This window comes from Paenibacillus terricola, from assembly GCF_014779765.1.
GTDB classification, from domain to species: domain Bacteria; phylum Bacillota; class Bacilli; order Paenibacillales; family Paenibacillaceae; genus Paenibacillus_T; species Paenibacillus_T terricola.
The window spans coordinates 1,050,911-1,071,047 of sequence record NZ_JACXZA010000002.1 but is presented as its reverse complement, the minus strand read 5'-3'; the positions used below and the strand labels follow the sequence as shown (position 1 = coordinate 1,071,047).

Annotated in this window: 19 protein-coding genes; 18 read left to right on the top strand and 1 reads right to left on the bottom strand. The window is 51.1% G+C overall.

The window, feature by feature from the left end; translation table 11 throughout:
- Positions 1-16 precede the first annotated feature (16 nt).
- The 9 genes from H8B09_RS12175 to H8B09_RS12135 all read left to right on the top strand — a co-directional run bounded on the left by H8B09_RS12175 (position 17) and on the right by H8B09_RS12135 (position 8,505).
- Positions 17-1,195 carry an acetyl-CoA C-acetyltransferase gene (locus H8B09_RS12175; protein ID WP_191203830.1) on the top strand — a complete coding sequence of 393 codons (1,179 nt, stop codon included), beginning with the start codon at positions 17-19 and terminating at the stop codon, positions 1,193-1,195.
- A gap of 20 nt (positions 1,196-1,215) precedes the next feature.
- The gene (locus H8B09_RS12170) at positions 1,216-2,076 is read left to right on the top strand and encodes a 3-hydroxybutyryl-CoA dehydrogenase (protein WP_191203736.1); all 861 of its coding nucleotides are present in this window, start codon (positions 1,216-1,218) and stop codon (positions 2,074-2,076) included.
- A gap of 36 nt (positions 2,077-2,112) precedes the next feature.
- Positions 2,113-3,240, top strand: coding sequence for an acyl-CoA dehydrogenase family protein (locus H8B09_RS12165; protein ID WP_191203735.1), 1,128 nt, complete (start codon positions 2,113-2,115; stop codon positions 3,238-3,240).
- Between the two features lie 15 nt (positions 3,241-3,255).
- Positions 3,256-4,152: a methylisocitrate lyase gene (gene prpB / locus H8B09_RS12160; protein WP_191203734.1), complete on the top strand. Its 897-nt coding sequence runs from the start codon at positions 3,256-3,258 to the stop codon at positions 4,150-4,152.
- Complete coding sequence (locus H8B09_RS12155; RefSeq protein ID WP_191203733.1) at positions 4,145-5,263, top strand: citrate/2-methylcitrate synthase; 1,119 nt, start codon at positions 4,145-4,147, stop codon at positions 5,261-5,263. The genes prpB and H8B09_RS12155 overlap by 8 nt, the downstream gene beginning before the upstream one ends.
- A 32-nt stretch (positions 5,264-5,295) precedes the next feature.
- Complete coding sequence (locus H8B09_RS12150; protein WP_191203732.1) at positions 5,296-6,750, top strand: bifunctional 2-methylcitrate dehydratase/aconitate hydratase; 1,455 nt, start codon at positions 5,296-5,298, stop codon at positions 6,748-6,750.
- Between the two features lie 134 nt (positions 6,751-6,884).
- On the top strand, positions 6,885-7,442 hold the full coding sequence (locus tag H8B09_RS12145; protein WP_191203731.1) for an NUDIX domain-containing protein: 558 nt from the start codon (positions 6,885-6,887) through the stop codon (positions 7,440-7,442).
- Positions 7,443-7,526: 84 nt separating this feature from the next.
- Complete coding sequence (locus tag H8B09_RS12140; protein ID WP_191203730.1) at positions 7,527-8,048, top strand: GNAT family N-acetyltransferase; 522 nt, start codon at positions 7,527-7,529, stop codon at positions 8,046-8,048.
- A complete protein-coding gene (locus H8B09_RS12135; protein WP_191203729.1) occupies positions 8,038-8,505 on the top strand; it encodes a DinB family protein in 468 nt (155 codons plus the stop codon). Before H8B09_RS12140 ends, H8B09_RS12135 begins: the two co-directional genes overlap by 11 nt.
- Before the next feature lie 93 nt (positions 8,506-8,598).
- Here the strand turns inward: H8B09_RS12135 and H8B09_RS12130 are convergent, their stop codons facing one another.
- A complete protein-coding gene (locus tag H8B09_RS12130) occupies positions 8,599-9,081 on the bottom strand; it encodes a hypothetical protein (protein ID WP_191203728.1) in 483 nt (160 codons plus the stop codon).
- Positions 9,082-9,269: 188 nt separating this feature from the next.
- Between H8B09_RS12130 and H8B09_RS12125 the strand changes: the two genes are divergently transcribed.
- The 9 genes from H8B09_RS12125 to H8B09_RS12085 all read left to right on the top strand — a co-directional run bounded on the left by H8B09_RS12125 (position 9,270) and on the right by H8B09_RS12085 (position 19,935).
- Positions 9,270-10,208 carry an NAD-dependent epimerase/dehydratase family protein gene (locus H8B09_RS12125; protein ID WP_191203727.1) on the top strand — a complete coding sequence of 313 codons (939 nt, stop codon included), beginning with the start codon at positions 9,270-9,272 and terminating at the stop codon, positions 10,206-10,208.
- Positions 10,209-10,312: 104 nt separating this feature from the next.
- Entirely contained in the window at positions 10,313-11,239 is a 927-nt protein-coding gene (locus tag H8B09_RS12120; protein ID WP_191203726.1) for a hypothetical protein, read from the top strand.
- An 8-nt stretch (positions 11,240-11,247) separates the two neighbouring features.
- Positions 11,248-14,184, top strand: coding sequence for an excinuclease ABC subunit UvrA (gene uvrA / locus H8B09_RS12115; protein ID WP_191203725.1), 2,937 nt, complete (start codon positions 11,248-11,250; stop codon positions 14,182-14,184).
- A 219-nt stretch (positions 14,185-14,403) separates the two neighbouring features.
- Positions 14,404-15,630, top strand: coding sequence for a winged helix-turn-helix domain-containing protein (locus H8B09_RS12110; RefSeq protein ID WP_191203829.1), 1,227 nt, complete (start codon positions 14,404-14,406; stop codon positions 15,628-15,630).
- Between the two features lie 14 nt (positions 15,631-15,644).
- Positions 15,645-16,526: a class I SAM-dependent methyltransferase gene (locus tag H8B09_RS12105; protein WP_191203724.1), complete on the top strand. Its 882-nt coding sequence runs from the start codon at positions 15,645-15,647 to the stop codon at positions 16,524-16,526.
- A gap of 178 nt (positions 16,527-16,704) precedes the next feature.
- Positions 16,705-17,850 (top strand): RCC1 domain-containing protein, encoded by a 1,146-nt coding sequence (locus H8B09_RS12100; protein WP_191203723.1) that lies wholly within the window; start codon positions 16,705-16,707, stop codon positions 17,848-17,850.
- Positions 17,851-17,868: 18 nt separating this feature from the next.
- Complete coding sequence (locus H8B09_RS12095) at positions 17,869-18,639, top strand: formylglycine-generating enzyme family protein (RefSeq protein ID WP_191203722.1); 771 nt, start codon at positions 17,869-17,871, stop codon at positions 18,637-18,639.
- A gap of 236 nt (positions 18,640-18,875) precedes the next feature.
- The gene (locus tag H8B09_RS12090) at positions 18,876-19,439 is read left to right on the top strand and encodes a sigma-70 family RNA polymerase sigma factor (protein ID WP_191203721.1); all 564 of its coding nucleotides are present in this window, start codon (positions 18,876-18,878) and stop codon (positions 19,437-19,439) included.
- The gene (locus H8B09_RS12085; protein ID WP_191203720.1) at positions 19,429-19,935 is read left to right on the top strand and encodes a DUF3600 domain-containing protein; all 507 of its coding nucleotides are present in this window, start codon (positions 19,429-19,431) and stop codon (positions 19,933-19,935) included. Before H8B09_RS12090 ends, H8B09_RS12085 begins: the two co-directional genes overlap by 11 nt.
- The last annotated feature ends 202 nt before the right edge of the window (positions 19,936-20,137 follow it).

Here is a 20,137-nt window from a genome sequence, read left to right as displayed (position 1 = left end):
GTGAGGAGGGAGCCAACTGCGCGGAGCGGTCATTGTTAGTGGGGCACGGACGGCATTCGGCAAATTCGGCGGTATGTATCGTAATGTAAAAGCAACAGACCTCGGCGCAGCCGCATTGCGCGGGGCGGTTGAACGGAGCGGCATTGCACCTTCGCAAGTGGAGCAGGTCATTATGGGAATGGCAATCCAAGCCGGCACGGGTCAAATCCCGTCCCGGCAAGCGGCGATCGCAGCGGGGCTGCCCGGTAGTGTGCCCTCCGAAACGATTAATAAAGTGTGTGCTTCTGGCATGCGCGCGATTGCACTCGCCGATCAGTGCATCCGTGCAAGCGATGGAGACATAATTGTGGCAGGCGGAATGGAGAGCATGACGAATGCGCCTTTTGCCGTACATTCCGCTAGATGGGGCATCCGAATGGGCAATTCGGAGATGACAGACCTTATGATGCACGATGGGCTTCTTTGCGCATTCGATGGGGTCCCGATGGCGATGCATGGCAATCGCACGGCGTCTATCTACGGCATTACCCGCGAGGAACAGGACGAGTGGGCGCTTCGCAGCCATTCGCTCGCTGTATCCGCGATATGGAAAGGGCGCCTCGCGGATGAAATCGTCCCCGTCCCAACGGATTCAGGCCCAGTCGATACAGACGAATGTCCTCGAACGGATACTAGCGCTGCGAAGCTGGCTAACCTTCGTCCTCTCGCGGGTCCGAGCAATGGCGTCGGGACGATAACGGCAGGCAATGCGCCAGGTGTGAACGACGGCGCAGCCGCGGTATTGGTCATGTCGGAGAAGGCTGCACATAACGGCAGTCATATCACGCTTGCAACAATCCTGGGGCACGCGTCCGTCAGCATGGCGCCGCATGAATTGGCAGAAGCGCCTGCCCGCGCCATACGCAAGCTGCTGCAGCAGACTGGCGTTTCGCTCGCTGACATTGATTTGTTTGAGGTTAATGAGGCGTTCGCTGCCGTTGTACTAACATGCGGACGGCTGCTGAGCTGGGATGAGAACAAAGTGAATGTGAACGGCGGAGCCATTGCGATCGGGCATCCGCTTGGTGCGAGCGGTACTCGAATTGTATTGACGCTAGCCTATGAGCTGAAGCGGCGAGGCGGAGGACTTGGCATCGCTGCGATTTGCAGCGGCGGCGGGCAAGGAGACGCGATGCTGATACGAGTTGAAGGATGAACAAGGCGAGGTGCTAGACCATGCCAATCCAGAACGCAGTCGTCATCGGGGCAGGACAGATGGGAAGCGGCATTGCGCAGACGCTTCTCCAATATGGCTATAACGTCGCATTGGTTGATATTGCTGACGCCCCGCTCGAACGGGGCCGAAGTGCGATCGAAGCGGGATTAGCCAGACTGACTGCCAAGGGACGATTGACCGAGACGGCGCAGACGGAAGCGCTGCAGCGGTTCACTACCACAACAGACTTACCCTTAGCTGTCCGTGACAGCGACATTGTCATTGAAGCGGCGCCGGAGCATATTGCGACCAAGCAGGCGACTTTCAAGAAGCTGGACGCGAGCTGCCCGTCCCATACGATTCTTGCGACGAACACGTCTTCGTTGCCGATTACATCAATTGCATCGGTCACGCAGCGGGCGGACCGCGTGATCGGGATGCATTTTATGAACCCGGTGCCGATTATGCCGTTGGTTGAAATCATTCGAGGTCTCGCTACGTCGGATGAGACATGCGACACAGTTCGCGCATTAGCAGAATCCCTTGGCAAAACAGCCGTAGAAGTGAAAGACTTCCCTGGCTTCGTGTCCAATCGGGTGCTGATGCCTATGATTAACGAAGCTGTTTATGCCGTATATGAAGGCGTTGCGGAACCGGAAGCAATCGATACGGTGCTGAAGCTTGGCATGAATCATCCGATGGGCCCGTTGACACTGGCGGATTTTATCGGACTCGATACGTGTCTGGCGATCATGGAGACGCTCTATGAAGGATTCGGAGACAGCAAATACCGACCGTGTCCGCTGCTTCGCCAATATGTGCAAGCAGGGTGGCTGGGACGCAAGAGCGGGCGCGGGTTTTATAGCTACAACTCAAGCTAACAAGACGGACATCACGGCACCGGGAGGGAATCAGCGATGGACCTCCGATGGACAGAAGAGCAGGAAGCTATTCGATCGAAAGTGAGGAATTTCGCGCAGACGGAAGTGGCAGACGCCATCCCGCAGATGGAGAAGGATGATGAGCATTCGTTTCCTGCGCAACTAATCGTACGAATGGCGGAGCTCGGGTTGATGGGCATCCCGATTGCATCAGAATGGGGTGGCGCAGGCGCAGACTTCATTTCGTATATTATCGCGATTCATGAGCTGTCCAAAGTGAGCGCAACAGTAGGCGTTATCCTCTCCGTGCACACATCGGTCGGCACGCTGCCGATTCTGCGGCATGGGACAGAGGAACAGCGACACCACTATGTGAGCAAACTTGCTTCTGGGGAATGGCTTGGGGCGTTCGCGCTGACTGAACCGCAGGCGGGCTCGGACGCGGCTTCGATTCGTACAGCTGCAATTCGTGAAGGAGATGGATACCGGCTGGACGGTGCGAAGCTGTTTATTACGAATGCAGGCGCAGCCAATGTTTATCTTACTTTTGCAGTGACGGATGCAAGTCGCGGCACGCGGGGGATTACCGCTTTCCTTGTTGACCGAGATACACCAGGGTTCCAGATCGGTCGGCGCGAGCGCAAAATGGGGCTGCACGGCTCCAGCACGTGCGAGCTTCTGTACGATGGGGTGCAACGGTCAGTGGATAAGCGGCTAGGCGGCGAAGGCGAAGGGTTCGCGATTGCGATGGGCGCGCTGGACGGCGGCCGCATCGGCATCGGCGCGCAGGCGCTTGGCATCGCGGAGTCAGCGCTTGCGCTGCTGGCAGCGGCGGTGAAGAAGCGCTCAGCATCACCGCCGGCAGCGCGAGCGGCGCTCGATGAGCTGTCCGCGCGTGTTGAAGCCGCGCGGCTGCTCGTGTACCGCGCGGCGTCTATTCGCCAACAGGGGAGCAACTGCACGAAGGAGGCTTCGATGGCGAAGCTGTTCGCATCCGACACGGCGGTGCAGGCTGCGTCGGCGGCTGTGCGATGGTGCGGCGAGCATGGGTTCGCGAAGCCGTACACAGCAGAGCGTCTCTTCCGAGATGCGAAGGTTACGCAGATCTATGAAGGCACTAACGAGATTCATCGGATCGTGATCGGCAATCAGCTGTTACGTTAAAGGTGGTGAGTGTCCATGAGAGCATCTCCTGGACTTCGACTGCGTGAAGCGGTGCAATCGGAGCAGCCGTTGCAGCTGCCAGGCGTTATCAACGCTTATTCCGCGATGCTCGCGGCGAGCGCAGGATTTCGAGCGTTGTACGTCTCTGGCGCAGGTGTCGCGAATGCTTCGTTCGGACTGCCGGACCTCGGCATCACGACGTTAAACGATGTTGTCGAGGATGTAAGCCGTATTACGAGCGCAGTTGATCTGCCCGTGCTGGTGGATGCGGATACCGGCTTCGGCAGTGCTTTTCAGATCGCACGGACGATCAAGCAACTAACGCGAGCAGGGGCTGCGGGCGTTCATATCGAGGACCAAGTCGCCGCTAAGCGTTGCGGTCATCGGCCGAACAAAGCGATCGTCAGCCAAGACGAAATGGTTGACCGCATCAAAGCAGCCGTCGACGCCCGCGAGGATGAACATTTCGTTATTATGGCCCGAACCGATGCCATTGCGGTGGAAGGCCTCGATGCGGCGATAGAGCGTGCGCGAGCTTGTGTCGAAGCGGGTGCGGATATGATTTTTCCCGAAGCGGTGGACCGATTAGAAGTATACCGGACATTCGCAGAAGCGGTGAAAGTGCCGGTGCTCGCGAATTTGACCGAGTTCGGCAAGACGCCGCTGTTTACACTTGAGGAGTTGCGGACTGCTGGTGTCGGGTTAGCGCTCTATCCTTTGTCGGCTTTTCGCGCGATGAGCGCAGCGGCGTTACAGGTGTTCCGCACCATTCGGCAGGACGGGACCCAGCAGCAGGTCGTTGATCGGATGCAGACGAGGGCGGAGTTGTATGAGTTCTTGAATTATCTGGACTATGAGCAGCGTCTGGATCGATTGTTCGGTACTGAAAGGAGCGAGCCTAATAATGGCTGACAAAAGAGTAGGTGGCTTAGTCGACGTCATCGCCGGTCAAACAGCAATCTCCACCGTCGGGAAGAAGGGACGGGATCTAACGTATCGGGGATACTCGATTCATGAACTGGCCCGGCTGTGCTCCTTCGAGGAAACGTCGTTTCTGCTGCTTCATGGCAAGCTTCCGACGGAAGTTGAATTGACGGACTACTGCAGCAGATTGATCGAGTACCGAAGGCTGCCCGCGGCTCTCTGCACCATCCTTGAGCAGCTGCCATCGGATGCGCATCCGATGGATGTGCTTCGAACAGGCGTGTCAGCGCTAGCCTCCTTCGAACCGGAAGGCTTTGATCGAGGCGGTACTGCAATAGCTGAGCGGTTACTTGCGTGCAGCTCTTCCATTCTGATGTATTGGCATCATTACCATCGCAGCGGCATTCGGATTGATACACGGACAGAGGATGGGATTGCGGAGCATTTTCTCATGCTTCTGCATGGTCGTAAGCCTGATCCGATACACACCAAAGCGCTTGATGTGTCCCTTACGCTCTATGCGGAGCATGAGTTCAACGCATCGACATTCGCGGCGCGCGTGACGACTTCGACGATGTCTGATTTCTATTCGGCGGTAACGACGGGGATCGGAACGCTGCGGGGCAATCTGCACGGCGGTGCGAATGAAGCGGCGATGGAGCTTATTGAGGCATTCTCCAGTCCAGACGAAGCGGAAGCCGGCGTTCAGCAGATGCTGCTCCAGAAGCGCCTCATCATGGGATTCGGCCATCGCGTCTACACCGTCTCGGATCCGCGTTCGGATATTATCAAGGCGGTTTCTGCCCGATTGGCTGAGCATGAGGATGATTGGCTGCTATACGAAATTTCGGAACGGGTTGAATCGGTTATGATGCGCAAAAAGAAACTGTTCCCCAATCTCGACTTCTACAGCGCATCCGCCTACCGTATGCTTGGCATTCCGACGAATCTGTTCACGCCGTTGTTCGTCGTCTCCCGCCTGAGCGGCTGGTCGGCGCATATTATCGAGCAGCGCGCTTCGAATCGACTCATTCGTCCGAACGCTGAATATACCGGTCCGGAGCGCCGGTCATGGGTCCCTTTGCATGAGCGGGTGTAAGGGTCGAGCTGTAGGATGGGAGTGGTGACGCGATGACATCGTCCTACGTTCAAGGGCGGCAGGAGCCAGACTCGCTTCTCGCGCAGCTCGCCGAGTATGCCAGCGATGCGGGGGACAGCCATTTAAGCAGCGAGGCGTACGAGACGGCGCGGCATTGTCTTATGGATACGCTCGGCTGCGGCCTGCTGGCGCTGAATTACCCGGCCTGCACGAAGCTGCTTGGTCCAGTCGTTCCTGGCACTGTCGTACCGAACGGCGCGCGTGTCCCCGGCACTCCTTATGTGCTTGATCCTGTGACTGCTGCTTTCAACATCGGCTGCATGATCCGCTGGCTGGATTACAACGATACGTGGTTGGCTGCGGAATGGGGGCATCCTTCTGACAATCTCGGCGGCATACTTGCGGTTGCGGACTATGTCAGCCGAGTGCGGGAGGCGAGTGGCCTTGCACCTTATACGATGCGCGATGTGCTGACCGCAATGATTCAAGCACATGAAATTCAAGGGGTGCTAGCGCTCGACAACAGCTTCAACCGGGTTGGGCTTGATCATGTTCTCCTGGTCAAAATCGCATCAACCGCCGTCGTAACGCGGCTGCTCGGCGGCAATCGCGAAGCTATTATTGCTGCTCTCTCGCAGGCTTGGATCGATGGGCATTCGCTGAGAACCTATCGCCACGCGCCGAATACCGGCTCGCGCAAATCGTGGGCAGCCGGCGATGCGACAAGCCGCGCCGTGCGGCTGGCGATGATGACTTTACAAGGTGAGATGGGATATCCGTCGGCGCTTAGTGCTCCGTTGTGGGGGTTCCAGGACGTATTGTTCAAGGGACGTTCTTTGTCGCTCAGCCGCGAGCTCGGCAGTTATGTAATGGAGCATGTGCTGTTCAAAATCTGCTACCCAGCCGAGTTCCACGCGCAGACGGCGGTGGAAGCAGCGATCACCCTTCATCCGCAAGTGAAGGATCGCATCCATGAAATCGATCATATCGAACTGACGACTCACGAGTCTGCTATTCGCATTATCGATAAGAAGGGCCCGCTTCACAACCCTGCTGACCGCGATCATTGTCTGCAATATATGGTTGCGGTTGGTCTGCTGCATGGCGACCTGACTGCGGATCACTATGAGGAACAAGCATCGCGTGATCCGCGGATCGATCTCCTCCGCGATCGGATGTCAGTAACCGAGGAACCGCGTTACTCTGCAGATTATATGGATGCGGCGAAACGTTCGATCGCAAACGCGGTGCAGATCTGGTTCACGGACGGTACGGCGACGGAGAGGATCGAAGTCGAGTATCCGCCAGGTCATCGTCGCAGGCGTGCGGAAGGAACACCGCTGCTGAAGCGGAAGTTCGAAGCAAATCTGCGCTGCCGGCTGGCGGAGGAGCAGGCGAAGCCGATTCTGGAGCTGTTCGAAGAGCCGGAGGCACTCGAGGCGATGCCGGTTCCGCAGTTCGTCGACTTATGGGTTAGCACAACGTAATTGTTAGTAGGGCGGGGCCGCGCAAGCGGCCTTATTTTTCTCGGGAAGGGTAGCAGGATCGTCTCAGACAAGCTATCATAGGAAAATACAAAACAACTAGATTGCAAGCGAACTTGATAGGGGTGGATGAACTGATGGCGATCAATTATTGTGTGGAATGCGGCCATCCGATGGAGACACGCGTGATGGATGGTGTGGAGCGGCGGGCATGCTCGTCTGAAGCTTGCAATTATGTCCATTGGGGAAGTTACAGCATCGGTGTTGGCGCATTAGTGATGCGGGATGACCGTGTGCTGCTCGTTCGCAGAGCGCAGGAGCCGGGCAAGGGCAACTGGACGAATCCAGGCGGATACATTGAGCAATTGGAGCCAATCGAGGAGACGGTCGTTCGCGAGGTGCAGGAGGAGACAGGTGTCGAGGCGCGCGTTGTCAGCATCGTGGCGCTGCGGGATTTGCCTCGTGCCGCGGTTCATAACGTATACATTGCGTACGAGATGGAATATATCGGAGGAGAACCAATTCCAGATGGGGTAGAGGTGGATGCAGCGGGTTTCTTCACGTTGGAGGAGCTGAAATCGATGCAGGTTGCCGGTTTTACACAGTGGCTGCTTGATGTTGCTGTACGGAATCCCGAGGGTGCAGGGCTTCACAAGGATGTTACGCCAGCGGCGAATGGGTATTTCCGAACATAGAAGATAGAAGGTCAAAGAGGTGAAGCGTTCCGGTAGTTAGTCGGAGCACCTTCATACTAACCGAACCGTGAAGGAAGTGGCTGCGTGACTGTTTCCGTTTCGTTAGAGCACGTAACAGAAGATGGCTTAGCTGCATTATCGCGTCTACTCGAGCTGGTCGCTTATGATTTGTCTGAGCTAAGCGGCGCGAACATCAACGAGAACGGCCTCTATGTGACCCATTTAGATATACAAAGTTGGTATGAAGATCCGAATCACGACTTGTACTTTATTCGAGCTGACGACGCATTGGCAGGGTTCGTCGTCATTAAATATTTAGTCGAGGAAAGCAGCTATTACTTGAATCACTTCTTCATCCTGCGGAAATATCGTAGACAGGGCGTTGGCAGGAAAGCTGCTGTTATGGCATTTGACCGCTATATCGGACAATGGCGTGTCAGTCAGTTTGATTGGAATGTGCCTGCGCAGCAGTTCTGGCGGCGAGTTATACAGGAGTATTCGAGCGAGCCTATTGTCGAGACAAGACGTGCTGATGATAAAGGACCGGTACAGCATTTAACAAATCGCATTAAACATGCAGATGGGAAGCTTGTACATGAACAGTAAAGATCAGCTAATCGAGGAGTTTGCGCGTTTCATCCCTTTCGTTGAAGGTTTAAGGCAGTTGGATGAAGAGACGTGGGCAATGCCCATCGCACGAGGCAAATGGACAACCCGTGACGTTATCGCTCATATGATGCTGTGGGACAAGTACTTCCTGGAAGGCGCGATTGCTAAGGTTGCTGTTCGTCAGCCGCTTACTGTGAGGCATATGGACTTCGATGAATTCAACCGTAACGCCGTGGAATATGCGAAGACGAAAGAGCGGGCCGAGATCATTGATTTAGCGGTTCGTTATCGTAAGGAGATTATTGAGCATATACGGCAACTATCAGATGAGGAATGGATCGAGGTACGCCAAGATGGGGATGGGCATCCATTCGCGATCGATCATTATGTGCCGGACTTTATTGCGCATGATGAGCATCATATCAAGCAGCTTCAAGCGTTTCTAAATCATTAATTGTTGTAAAATATAGAAGGACAGCCGCCTGGCTGTCCTTTGCAGTCTATACAGGTTGTCCCTCGAACGGAACTCATCCGAGATCATCAACTATTACAGCCCACTAATGACCGATTGAATCATTTGGTCATATTGTTTATCCTTCTCGTCATTGCCATTGAAATGAATGAGAAGGATATTCTTATTCTCAAACACACTAGGCGGAGCTACCATATTGACTCTTGCTAATTTATCATTTAGAGCGCTTCGTCCCTCAATCCGAGCTTTATCGGAGTCGAAAACATAAATGTATAGATTCACATACGATGTAATCGACGAGCTGATCTCATCCGTGACATCGCCCATTCGATATGTATCAATGGCAAATGTCTCACCCACATCATTAATCTGAGCGAATGGCGATGTGCCGCCCTTGGGGTGAATTTGCAGCAGCTTTAATCCTCCGGTTTCGAGCGCTTGTGTTACGTCCTCCAGCTTAACCCTGCTACTAGCTTTCTCTCCACTCTCATCTCCATTGGAACATCCAGAAAGAATGACAATTATTGCGAGGAAGCCAATCAATAACTTTAATTTCATACCACATTCCCCTTTAGTTGCAGATATCTAGTAGACGCGAAATATTGATAAAGGTTACATCTCTATACCTGCAAGCATCGGGCTGAGGGTCAGAATATACGAATTACGGGGGACAAACATTGAGCCAACATCTATCTATGAACCATAGAATAGAGGAAGAGTATCATTCGCGAGAGAGGTGAGACCTATTGAGGGCGATCGTTACAGGCGGCGCTGGATTCATCGGTTCGCATCTAGTCGAAACATTATTGTCCAGAGGTGCATATGTCCAGATAATTGATGACCTTAGTACTGGTCGACTGAGTAATGTCCCTGAAGGTGCAGTATTGCATCAGATGGATATTGGTTCGGATCAAGCTTATGAATTGGTTATGCGAGAGCGTCCGGACATCGTCTTTCATTTGGCGGGGCAGGCGAATGTACTGAAATCAATGACAGATCCGGTAGCAGACGTGAAAGTTAATGTATTGGGGACGCTTAAGCTGCTGACCGCGTGTATGCGAGCTTCTGTTTCCAAGTTTATTTTCGCATCAACTGCTGCTGTTTATGGTTCAACGGTTCGGGATCGACTGCTGGAGAGTGACCCTATTCAACCCGTATCTTTCTACGCATTGTCCAAATGTTTCTCCGAGCAATATATCCGGTTATTCTCGGAGGTACATCAATTGTCCTACACCATTCTGCGGTTCTCCAATGTGTATGGACCGAGGCAGCAGCCGCAAGGGGAAGGTAATGTCATTCCGCTGTTTATGAATCAACTGCGCAAAGGACAGCCAATTACGATCCACGGGGATGGCAATCAGACAAGAGATTTCGTTAACGTCGGTGATGTGGTGAAAGCGCTGCTGTCCGCGACGTTGCTCGGTCGAAATGGCACGTACCATGTGAGCACAGGGGCAAGCATATCAGTAAACGAACTTGCTAGCCGTCTTATTGCAATTCATGGAGCGCCTCATCCTATTGTGCATACCGAGTCACCGCGTGCAGGTGATACGTTGCACAGCTGTCTTGATAATGAGAAGGCGTCATCGGAGTTATTCTGGCGGCCAACGGTTCATTTCGATGATGGTTTGCGCGAGGCGTATTTGGACTATATGCTGCAAGGAAGCGGTTTCCGATTAACGTAAAATTGTTCCAAATCAACACTTCCTTTTTTAAGGGGTTCTCTGGTAGAATGTGAGAACAAACATTCGACTGAATGGAATTGAACCTAAGGGAGTGAAGGACATTCATGAACGATGCACTACAACTGAAGTACCGTACGGCGATGGAGACGTTCGTCGAGCGGGTCCGACAGGACAGCCATATCCTAGCCATCTTCATTGGAGGAAGCCTCTCCTATGATGAGGTATGGGAGAAGTCGGATATTGATGTTTATCTTGTAAGCGATGATGAGAAGCGAGCCTATGCGCCGTTTCATCTCGTAGAGAATGGCATCGTATTCAGTGTGAATCTGTTATCGCGTACCGAGTTCCGGAAGCAGCAAGAGCGGGTCGTTCAAGGAAGTTTCATTCATTCCTTTCTGTTCAAAAGCACGCTTGTCTATTGTAAAGACGAAGCAGTGCGAGATATCCACGAGCGGATGAGCAAGGTCGGTGATCGCGACCGTGAAATCCAACTGCTGATGATCGCGTCTCAGACGATCCTCTTCTTAGAGAAAGCAGAGAAATGGGCGACGGTGAAGAAGGATCCGACCTATTCGTTCGTGTATCTCATACGAATCGTAGATTCATTGGCGCAGATCGAAGTATTATTGAATCGCGACATTCCGACCCGAGAGGTCATTCATCAAGCGCTTCGTTATAATCCTGACTTCTTCAACTGGATGTACAACGATCTGATTCACGGTCCCAAAGATGAAGCGACGTTAATGGAAGCTGTCCGGCGCGCGGACGGTTATTTGCTGCGGCACAAGGACGAGCTGTTCCGCCTATTGTTCCAGTACTTGAAAGAGGAACAGGATGTGCGGCCTTTCTCTGAAATCATGCAATATATGAAACAGAAGCATCGTATGGAGGACGCTCTGATCGTACACGGGACGGAGTGGCTGGCTGAGAAAGGTTTGATCGACAAAGCTTCCTCGCCAATCAAGCTAACGCCGAAGAGCCGTATTGAAGTGGACGAGCTTGCCTATTTCATGTTGGATGAAAGGATGTAGACGATACGATGCACAAATCGATCTCGATTAAAGGTGCGCGGCAGAACAACCTGAACAACATCTCTGTCGATATCCCGCGTGATCAGATTACGGTTATTACCGGCGTCAGCGGCTCTGGCAAATCAACGCTGGCATTTGATGTCATCTATGGTGAGGGGCAGCGTAGATTCTTGGAATCGCTGTCATCAAGTTATGCGAAGCGCTATATCCCGCAATTGAAGAAACCTGATATTGACTACATAACCGGCTTATCGCCTGTTGTCTCGATTGAGCAGAAGACCGGCGTTCCCAATCCGCGTTCGACGGTTGGCACAATGTCGGATATCTATGACTACGTTCGCTTACTGTTTGCGACAGTTGGCACACCCCATTGCCCGCACTGTCGGGATGAGTTGACCGTGAAGACGCCCGCCCAGATTGCTGAACATATCGTTACGAAGCTGGAAGGGCAAAGGGTTGAAATCTATGCGCCAGTGAAGAAGCTGTACGGCGAAGATTATTCGGTGCTGTTCGATGAGATTCGTGAGAAGGGCTATCGGATGTATCGAATTGACGGTGTTATGCATGATGCGAGTGAGAACATCGAGCTTGACGAGCATACGCCGTATGATATGAAGGTGCTGGTCGACAAGTTCTTGGTCAGCCGCGAAGTGTACAAGTCGCTTGTTCGATCGGTGGAGGATGGACTAAAGCTGGGAGAAGGGTTTCTGCACATTGCAATAGCGGGCGACTCGGCTGGGGTTGAGACGGAGAGTGACGCTCACGTTCATGTGATGGCACCGTTCTACCGTGGATTCGGATGTGTGGAGCATCAATTGGTCGTTGGTGAGCTGCTGCCGCATTACTTCTCCTTCAATGATGCTGACAGCGCATGCCGTACTTGCCTTGGACTTGGTGTATACAAGTACGCGAAGCCGGAGCTGATGATCGATAACCCGGATCGAAGCATTCGCAAGGGCGCACTCAATGAGCGAATCTATAAAATGAACAATCCGAAGGCATGGCGCAACATGGTCATCTATAGCATGGCACAGCACTTCGGCATTGATCTTGATGTTCCGCTGCGCGGTATGCCGAAGCGGGATTATGATCTGCTGTTCTATGGCACGAAGGGAGCGCGTTTCCCGTTCCTTGGTACGGAAACGAATGATCAGGCACCATGGATACAGCAGCATGTCGGCAAGATGTTCACGTTCGATGGAATCGTCGGCGAGATCGATCGCTGGTACCGGAACTCGCGGAAGAAGCAGGATGTGAAAGGCTACGAAGAGAGTATGTTCAAGAAGGTTATGGTTGAGCATACTTGTCCGGAATGCAGAGGTACAAGGCTGAAGTCTGAGCGGCTTCTTGTAACAATCGGTGGTTTGACCGTACATGAGGCTTGTACGATGCCGATTGACGAGCTGCTGCCTCGGTTGGGCCATCTTGTTGTTCCAGAACGGCTGCAATCCGTAGGAGTACCGATTCTGCACGAGCTGACGAGTCGAATCAAGCTGCTGATCGATATCGGCATTGGCTATCTCAGCTTGAACCGTCGGTCGGATTCGATATCGGGTGGAGAAGCACAGCGGATACGATTGTCTACGCAGATTGGTTCTGGCCTGATGGGCATGTTGTACGTACTGGATGAGCCGAGCATCGGACTCCATCCGCGAGATGGACGACGTGTCATTGAGACATTGAAGAAGCTGCGAGATACGGGCAACACGGTCATCGTCGTTGAGCACGATGTCGAGACGATAGCAGAGGCTGACCATGTGATTGAAATCGGGCCAGGACCTGGTATTCATGGCGGCAATATCGTCGCGCAAGGAACGATCAAGGATCTTAGGAAACATCCGGATTCGCTGACGGGGCAGTACTTGAGCGGACGACGTACGATTCCGCTGCCAGCTAAGCGTCGGCAATGCGATGGACGTGTACTGCGGATTGTTGGTGCTCGGGAGAATACCTTGCGTAACATCGATGTGGAGATCCCGCTTGGGATGTTCGTCTGTGCGACAGGTGTGTCGGGATCCGGTAAGAGCAGTCTCGTCAACCAAGTGTTGTACAAGAAGCTAGCTCACTTGTTCCAAGACGTGCGGATCATACCTGGTGAGCACGACGCACTTGAAGGGCACGAGCAGATCAATAACGTCATCAGCATCGACCAATCGCCGATCGGTCGTATGCCGACGTCGAACCCTGCGACCTATGTTGGCTTGTTCGACCGCATTCGTTCGTTGTATGCATCGTTGCCGGAATCGGTTGAGCGGGGCTATACGGAAACGCAGTTCAGCTTCAATGCGAAGGGCGGCCGATGCGAGGAGTGCAAAGGCTACGGTACGATAACGACGGCATTGCAGTTCATGCCGGACGTTGAGACCGTGTGCCCTTCTTGCAAAGGCGCACGATATACAGCGGATACGCTTGAGATTAAGTATAAAGACAAGACGATCAACGACATCTTGAACATGTCTATTGAAGATGCGGAGGTGTTCTTCCAAGACGAGAAGCTCATCGTACACAAGTTGAACATTCTGAATCAGCTTGGTCTTGGTTACCTGCAGCTGGGACAATCGGCGACGATCATGTCCGGAGGGGAAGCGCAGCGGATTAAGTTGGCGGCTGAGCTTGGCAAGATCAAACGCGGCGCGCATAACTTGTACATTCTTGACGAGCCAACGACAGGCTTGCATCTCGCAGATATCCAGAAGCTTCTCGACTGCTTGAATCGCCTTGTAGATGCGGGACATACGGTACTTGTGATCGAACATAACCTCGATGTCATCAAGGTCGCCGATCATATCATTGATCTTGGTCCTGAGGCAGGCCGCGGCGGCGGACTAGTCGTTGCGCAAGGGACGCCGGAGCAGGTGATGGAGGAGCCATCATCGCATACAGGTGCTTGTTTGAAGGCATACCTGAAGGAGCGGGGCGAGCTGCGCGAGGTGCCTGTGGTCTAGAGGAGAGGAAGGATAAGAGAATCAGCCTTGCTGCTGCATTGCTGGTTCTCTTCTTTTATTGATGGTGGATAAACGTAACCTACCCCGGAACGATTCGAGGAAAGATCGGTCAAGCTAACAGCAAGCTGCTGGAGCTTCAACATGCTATTCCTTTTGCAGCCAAGTGGCTGAAGGAGAATCGATCCTATAATAACTATATTGAAGAAGAAAGGTGCGCGAATGATCAACTTAACAAACCGTCAAGCACGACAATTTATGTTGTTGAAGCATGGTCTGCTGGGAGAATACAAATTTATAGGAAAACAGGGCGTATTGGATTTTGTTCGACAGGCAGGCTGCGTCCAATATGATCCCATCGATGTATGCGGTAAAAACTCCGAATTGGTGTTGCAGTCGAGAGTCAAGGGGTTTAGCAAGGGAATGCTCGACGAGCTGCTGTATGTAGAAAGACGTTTAGTCGATTATCCCGATAAGCAACTGGCAATTATCCCTGTCGAGGACTGGCCTTATTTTGAGAGGTATAGGCAGGCCGCTCGACGACATGCGGAACACTATCCTGAAATGCAAGCTTTGACTGAGCAAGTGCGGACTCATATCCTGAATCACGGTCCGATAGGTTCGGATGATTTGCAATTGGATGCGGAATTCACTTGGCGATCGGCAATCCATTGGAGCGGTGGAAATAATGTTACCCGTTCCGTACTCGAACAGATGTATTCGACAGGCGATTTGATTATCCATCACAAGAATCGCACACGCAAATATTACGATATCGCCGAGAAGCATATTGAGGCAAATTTGCTGAATACCCCAGATCCACTAGTTAGCGAACTCGAACATCAAAAATGGCGGGTATTGCGTCGGATTGGCGCTGTCGGACTTTTGTGGAATCGTGCATCCGATGCTTGGTTGAACATTTGGGGACTGAAATCAGAAGAACGTAAAGAGGTATTCCAGCAATTATTGATTGAAGATAAAATTGCAGCGGTTTCCGTTGAACATTTGAAGGAAATGCTATATTGCTGCACGGAAGACTTGCCGCTTATTGAAGCCGTCCTTTCGAATCCAGAGCTAAAATATCGCTGCGAGTTGGTCGCACCATTGGATAATATGTTATGGGACAGGAAGCTTATTAACCAATTGTTCGGCTTTGATTACACCTGGGAGATTTACACACCCGTTACTAAACGGAAATTCGGATATTATGTTCTCCCTTTATTATATGGAGACAGCTTCATCGGACGTGTCGAGGTAATCGCTGAGCGAAAAACCGGGATGCTTGTCGTTAAAAACATCTGGTATGAACACGGTGTGAAGCAATCAAAGAAACTGCAGACAGCCCTTGACGATTGTCTCAAAAAGTTTGCGAAGTTCAATGGATGCGAGACGATCTCGATTCCTGACTCAGACATTCCAAGTTCGACGAGAATAGATAATTCCAAATAAGGAGTGCCGTTTATATGAGTGAATATTATTGGGATACTCAGATTGAATACCTTCGCCAATCGAGAGACTTATTTTACAATGATGATTATATCGAATTTTTGGTTGGCAGGGTCTGGAAAATCGAAGCTCCTGTACATCTAATTGATTTCGGTTGCGGTTACGGTTATTTAGGCTTGAAGCTGCTTCCAATGTTGCCCGAGGGTTCAACTTATACTGGGGTCGACTTAGGGGATAAGATGCTTAGTGAGGCGCGGGAACTGTTCGCGTCACTCCCTTACAAGACAGCGTTTCTTCAAGGAGATATTCAGGAGGTCGCTCTGGAAAGGGAATACGACATTGCAATATGCCATTCCTTCTTACTTCATGTACCGAATCCGATGACCATACTGAAGAAAATGACTGATAGTGTTGTTGATAATGGAAAAGTTATTACTTTTGAACCTCACTGGATTGCAAGCACGTCCAATTTCTATTTGCATGGACATGACCAATCTAGGTTTACCCATTTAGGCTTCCTCCAGAATCTCTTCGAACAAGATGCTGCTCGCAGCGGCAAGGACGGGAACATAGGGATGAAGATACCGATTTATCTCAGTCAATTAGGTTTGAAGGATATCGAATGCAGAGTTTCCGATAAAGTGAACTTCCTTCATCCGAATATGGAAGTCGACAGCCAGAATAGGTTGTATACCCGTTTTATTGAGAGCGGATATGCGAATGCTCCTAGTGAGGATAAAGACGGCTTCGTTAACAAATTAATTGAACGTGGAGCCACTGTTCAAGATGCAGAGATTCAGTATGAGAATGAACTATTTCTATCAGAGTATTTCAATCTGGAATCATATTTAACTTATGCTTCCAATATGAAAATCACATTCGGAACTGTAGTGAGATAACGAGAGTTGATATAGTCTGCCGTATGCATTAGCCAACCGAAGTGGTATGTGTGTACGGTTCTTCTTGCGTTAATGGTAGGGTGAATTGGTAGTTGTTGATTAAAGGCAAGGCTCATGAAATAAACTGACTTTAGGCAACTCTTTGATAGAATGCCAATTGAATAGTGGAGATGGACCCGTGATTAGAAGCATGCGAATCGGCATCTTTATGACACTCGTCATAATAGCTGGATGTGGAGGAGTAGACAAGGAAGAGAAAGCTTATCGCGATGCGCTGGCCTTGATCGAGAAGCATAGTTACCCACAAGCTGTCGGCGTATTATCCGAACTCGGGAATTATAGAGATAGCGTCAGCATTAGGTCGCAGTTGTACGATATTATGAACGGGAAAACGATAGCGGCCGATTCTAATATTGCAGCGATCAAGAGTGACGGTACGATCATGGAAATCGATGCGATGGAAAATGCGACAGGGACGAACGATTGGCGTTCCATTAGGTCTCTCTCTGCGTCTGATGGATATTTGACTGGCATTGATGAGTTCGGTACTGTTGTCACGACCAATCCTGTCGATATTGCGGAGCTCGAAGCTTGTACGACGAATTCGTGTTGGGCGATGATTCCGACTATTAAGGAAACACAAGAATGGAGACACGTGACTACATTCGAGGGTCATTATCCGCAGAGCGCGGTTGCATTGTTCGAGGATGGCACTGTACGTGCAGCTAGCTCGCTCATGACCAACGATGAAGTAGACGCCGTCAAGAGTTGGCAGAAGATCGTCTCCATTGCGGAATCACGTTCCTATATCGCCGGGGTGAAGGAAGATGGCACTGTAGTTATCGCTGGAGGCGACGACTTGATTTTCGAAATGAAGGCGGCGCTGGACGAAGCGAGACAATGGACGAACATCGCGACCATTTCCGCCAGTGATAGCCATATTGTTGGCTTGAAGCGGGACGGCACTGTCGTTGCTGCAGGAATAAATAAGTTCGGAGAATGCCGCGTCGAGGAATGGAAAGATATCATCGCAGTCGCTGCAGATTGGTATTATACGATCGGATTGAAACGTGATGGCACCGTCGTCGTCACAGGCAACAAACTACATGAAATAGGCAGCATAAACAATTGGCGTGATATTGTGGAGATCGATGCCTCGACCTCATATGCAATTGGACTGAAGAGTGATGGTACTCTCGTGTTCGCGGGCGATCGAGATTCAGCGAACGCTAGTGAGGACAATACATCCCGTATGCCGGACGTTTTAAGGTTCTCCGAACTACTTGTCCCGTCAGTGCAAGTCTCGGAAATAGATGAGTCGTAACGATATAGGGGGGTCCGAATGACAATCGGAAAGGACGAAAGTGAGAAGGCTCGTTTTCTAGAAAGCCTAATGGAGTTAATGATACCAATTGAAGGCGGAACCGTTGAATTACGCGATTATGTTAATGAGAATAAATGGCTTAGCTCGAATTACACGTTATCAGACCCTGGTAAAGGGAGCGATAGAAAGGTTATAACGTGGAGTGAAACGATCGAACCTCTCCATGTCATGAAATATCCGGTGACGCAGCATTTGTATCATGGAGTCATGCATGGAGAAGCATTAGAGTCGACTAGGAGTAACCTGCCGATTACAGAAGTTTCGTGGTTAGATTCAATTGTCTTCTGTAACGAATTGTCCAGACTATCGGGCAGGACGGAGTGCTACACAATCACTGATGAATGTGTTAATACGATATATAACAACAAAGCCAATGGCTTCCGACTGCTAACTGATGCTGAATGGCAGTATGCGTGCAAAGCGGGCACCAAGGGATATCGGTATGCGAACATAGAGAGGATTGCTTGGTATCAAGAAAACGCCAATGGATCTGCTCAATCAGTCGGACAGCTGCTTCCTAATCCATGGGGGCTTTACGATATGATCGGAAATGTTTGGGAATGGTGCTGGGATCTATACGATACTCAGCGATACGGGGACTATCGGGTTTTTCGGGGAGGCAGCTGGGCCGAAGTCGCAAACAACTGCGGCTCTACGGTTAGACGGAAAAGCATGCCTGATTTCAAAATCGACGATCTTGGTTTTAGAGCAGCACTTTCAATAATATGAGATCCACATCGAGCATTCGGTTAGTTTTTATTTTGTGAATTTTATTACATACATATATTGGGTTACTATTTAATTATTACGGCTTGTTTGTCAACCGAATTTTATTCATTTGAATAAGACAGTATGATTCCTAGCTAGTTGGCGGTTAGATCGCTCTATTAATTGGTAACCCTTACTGAACCTTTTTTGTCGTGGGAGCGAATTAAGGGTTGTAACACGTCAGGGAGGGGCCCCCCATGAATGATAAAGAGTTACTGCCATGGCTTGAACAAGCAACGTTGGGCGACGAATCAGCCTTTCAACTTGTCTATAAGGCGACTCACCAAGACGTCTATCGGACGGTTGCATTTCTCGTCTACAACAAACCGGACATTGAGGATATCGTGAATGAAGTTTACCTGCGCATGTGGAGCTCTTTTCACACGTACGACTCCCATCGGCCGTTCCGGTATTGGCTGCACGGTATTATCGTACGCCAGGTTCAGGATTGGAAAAGAAAGGCCTGGCGGCGAATTCGTCTCTTTGAACGAAACCGCCAGATGACTCGCGAACAGTTCGATTGGACGGACAAAGCTGTCCTGCATTCCGAGATGCAGCATGACCTGTTCGACCGTGTTCGTCAGTTGTCGTACAAACTGCGCGTTGTCGTCATCCTTCGCTATTACCATGACTATGCTTTGGAAGAAATCGCAGACATTCTGCAGATCCCCGTAGGCACAGTGAAATCCAGGCATCACCTGGCGCTGAAAGAACTCCGCAAACAATTCCAAATGACGGGAGGAGATGTGTATGTCAATTGACAAGGAGTTGCGCGAAGAGCTTCGCCAGGCGGCAGACTCAATGGATTGCCCACCAGAGTTGTACGGACACGTCCGACAGACCTATCTACACTATGTAAAAGAAAAGAGAGGTAGATCTCGCATGAAAAAACGTATGCTCGCAGGCATTGTTGCAGCAGCTATCCTTATTCCTTCCGCCGTTTTTGCTTCTTCTTATAATCTAGCCGATGAGATATTCGGTTCTTCCTCGACTATCGAACAACACGGGGGAACGCAGGAAGATTATCAAGAGATTGAGGGATTACTACAAGCGGCAAAAGGCAAGCTAACGGAAGACGAATTCAAGGCGTATATGGAACTGACCAAGCAGTTGATGCAACTGAAACTGAAGATCACCGATGACAATGGGGTCAGTCATGAAGAGAAGCTAACCGACGAAGAACAGAAGCAGTGGGTGCAGATCACCGCTAAGCTAGCCCCGTACTTCAAGAAGATAGACGGTAACGCTAGGTCGTAAAACAATGAAGTAGGGACTCGTCGAAAGGGATGAGATACCCTTGTTCCTGCAGAAAGAACGACGGTTACGGCTAACACCTGCGAAGGCCGACAGAAGGAAGCCTATCGCAATGGAACGTGAACACGAAAATGACGATCACAATGGCTAGGTTGAACCAAAGGAAAACGAGTACGCAATGAAAACAGGCTGCCGATATACGGCA

What these genes read in the sequence shown, in the direction of transcription:
- H8B09_RS12105 (WP_191203724.1), top strand. Translation starts at nt 15,645, where the DNA reads ATGAGTGAATATTATTGGGATACTCAGATTGAATACCTTCGCCAATCG.
- H8B09_RS12145 (WP_191203731.1), top strand. Translation starts at nt 6,885, where the DNA reads ATGGCGATCAATTATTGTGTGGAATGCGGCCATCCGATGGAGACACGC.
- prpB (WP_191203734.1), top strand. Translation starts at nt 3,256, where the DNA reads ATGAGAGCATCTCCTGGACTTCGACTGCGTGAAGCGGTGCAATCGGAG.
- H8B09_RS12135 (WP_191203729.1), top strand. Translation starts at nt 8,038, where the DNA reads ATGAACAGTAAAGATCAGCTAATCGAGGAGTTTGCGCGTTTCATCCCT.
- H8B09_RS12090 (WP_191203721.1), top strand. Translation starts at nt 18,876, where the DNA reads ATGAATGATAAAGAGTTACTGCCATGGCTTGAACAAGCAACGTTGGGC.
- H8B09_RS12095 (WP_191203722.1), top strand. Translation starts at nt 17,869, where the DNA reads ATGACAATCGGAAAGGACGAAAGTGAGAAGGCTCGTTTTCTAGAAAGC.
- H8B09_RS12165 (WP_191203735.1), top strand. Translation starts at nt 2,113, where the DNA reads ATGGACCTCCGATGGACAGAAGAGCAGGAAGCTATTCGATCGAAAGTG.
- H8B09_RS12130 (WP_191203728.1), bottom strand. Translation starts at nt 9,081, where the DNA reads ATGAAATTAAAGTTATTGATTGGCTTCCTCGCAATAATTGTCATTCTT.
- H8B09_RS12085 (WP_191203720.1), top strand. Translation starts at nt 19,429, where the DNA reads ATGTCAATTGACAAGGAGTTGCGCGAAGAGCTTCGCCAGGCGGCAGAC.
- H8B09_RS12170 (WP_191203736.1), top strand. Translation starts at nt 1,216, where the DNA reads ATGCCAATCCAGAACGCAGTCGTCATCGGGGCAGGACAGATGGGAAGC.
- H8B09_RS12155 (WP_191203733.1), top strand. Translation starts at nt 4,145, where the DNA reads ATGGCTGACAAAAGAGTAGGTGGCTTAGTCGACGTCATCGCCGGTCAA.
- uvrA (WP_191203725.1), top strand. Translation starts at nt 11,248, where the DNA reads ATGCACAAATCGATCTCGATTAAAGGTGCGCGGCAGAACAACCTGAAC.
- H8B09_RS12120 (WP_191203726.1), top strand. Translation starts at nt 10,313, where the DNA reads ATGAACGATGCACTACAACTGAAGTACCGTACGGCGATGGAGACGTTC.
- H8B09_RS12110 (WP_191203829.1), top strand. Translation starts at nt 14,404, where the DNA reads ATGATCAACTTAACAAACCGTCAAGCACGACAATTTATGTTGTTGAAG.
- H8B09_RS12150 (WP_191203732.1), top strand. Translation starts at nt 5,296, where the DNA reads ATGACATCGTCCTACGTTCAAGGGCGGCAGGAGCCAGACTCGCTTCTC.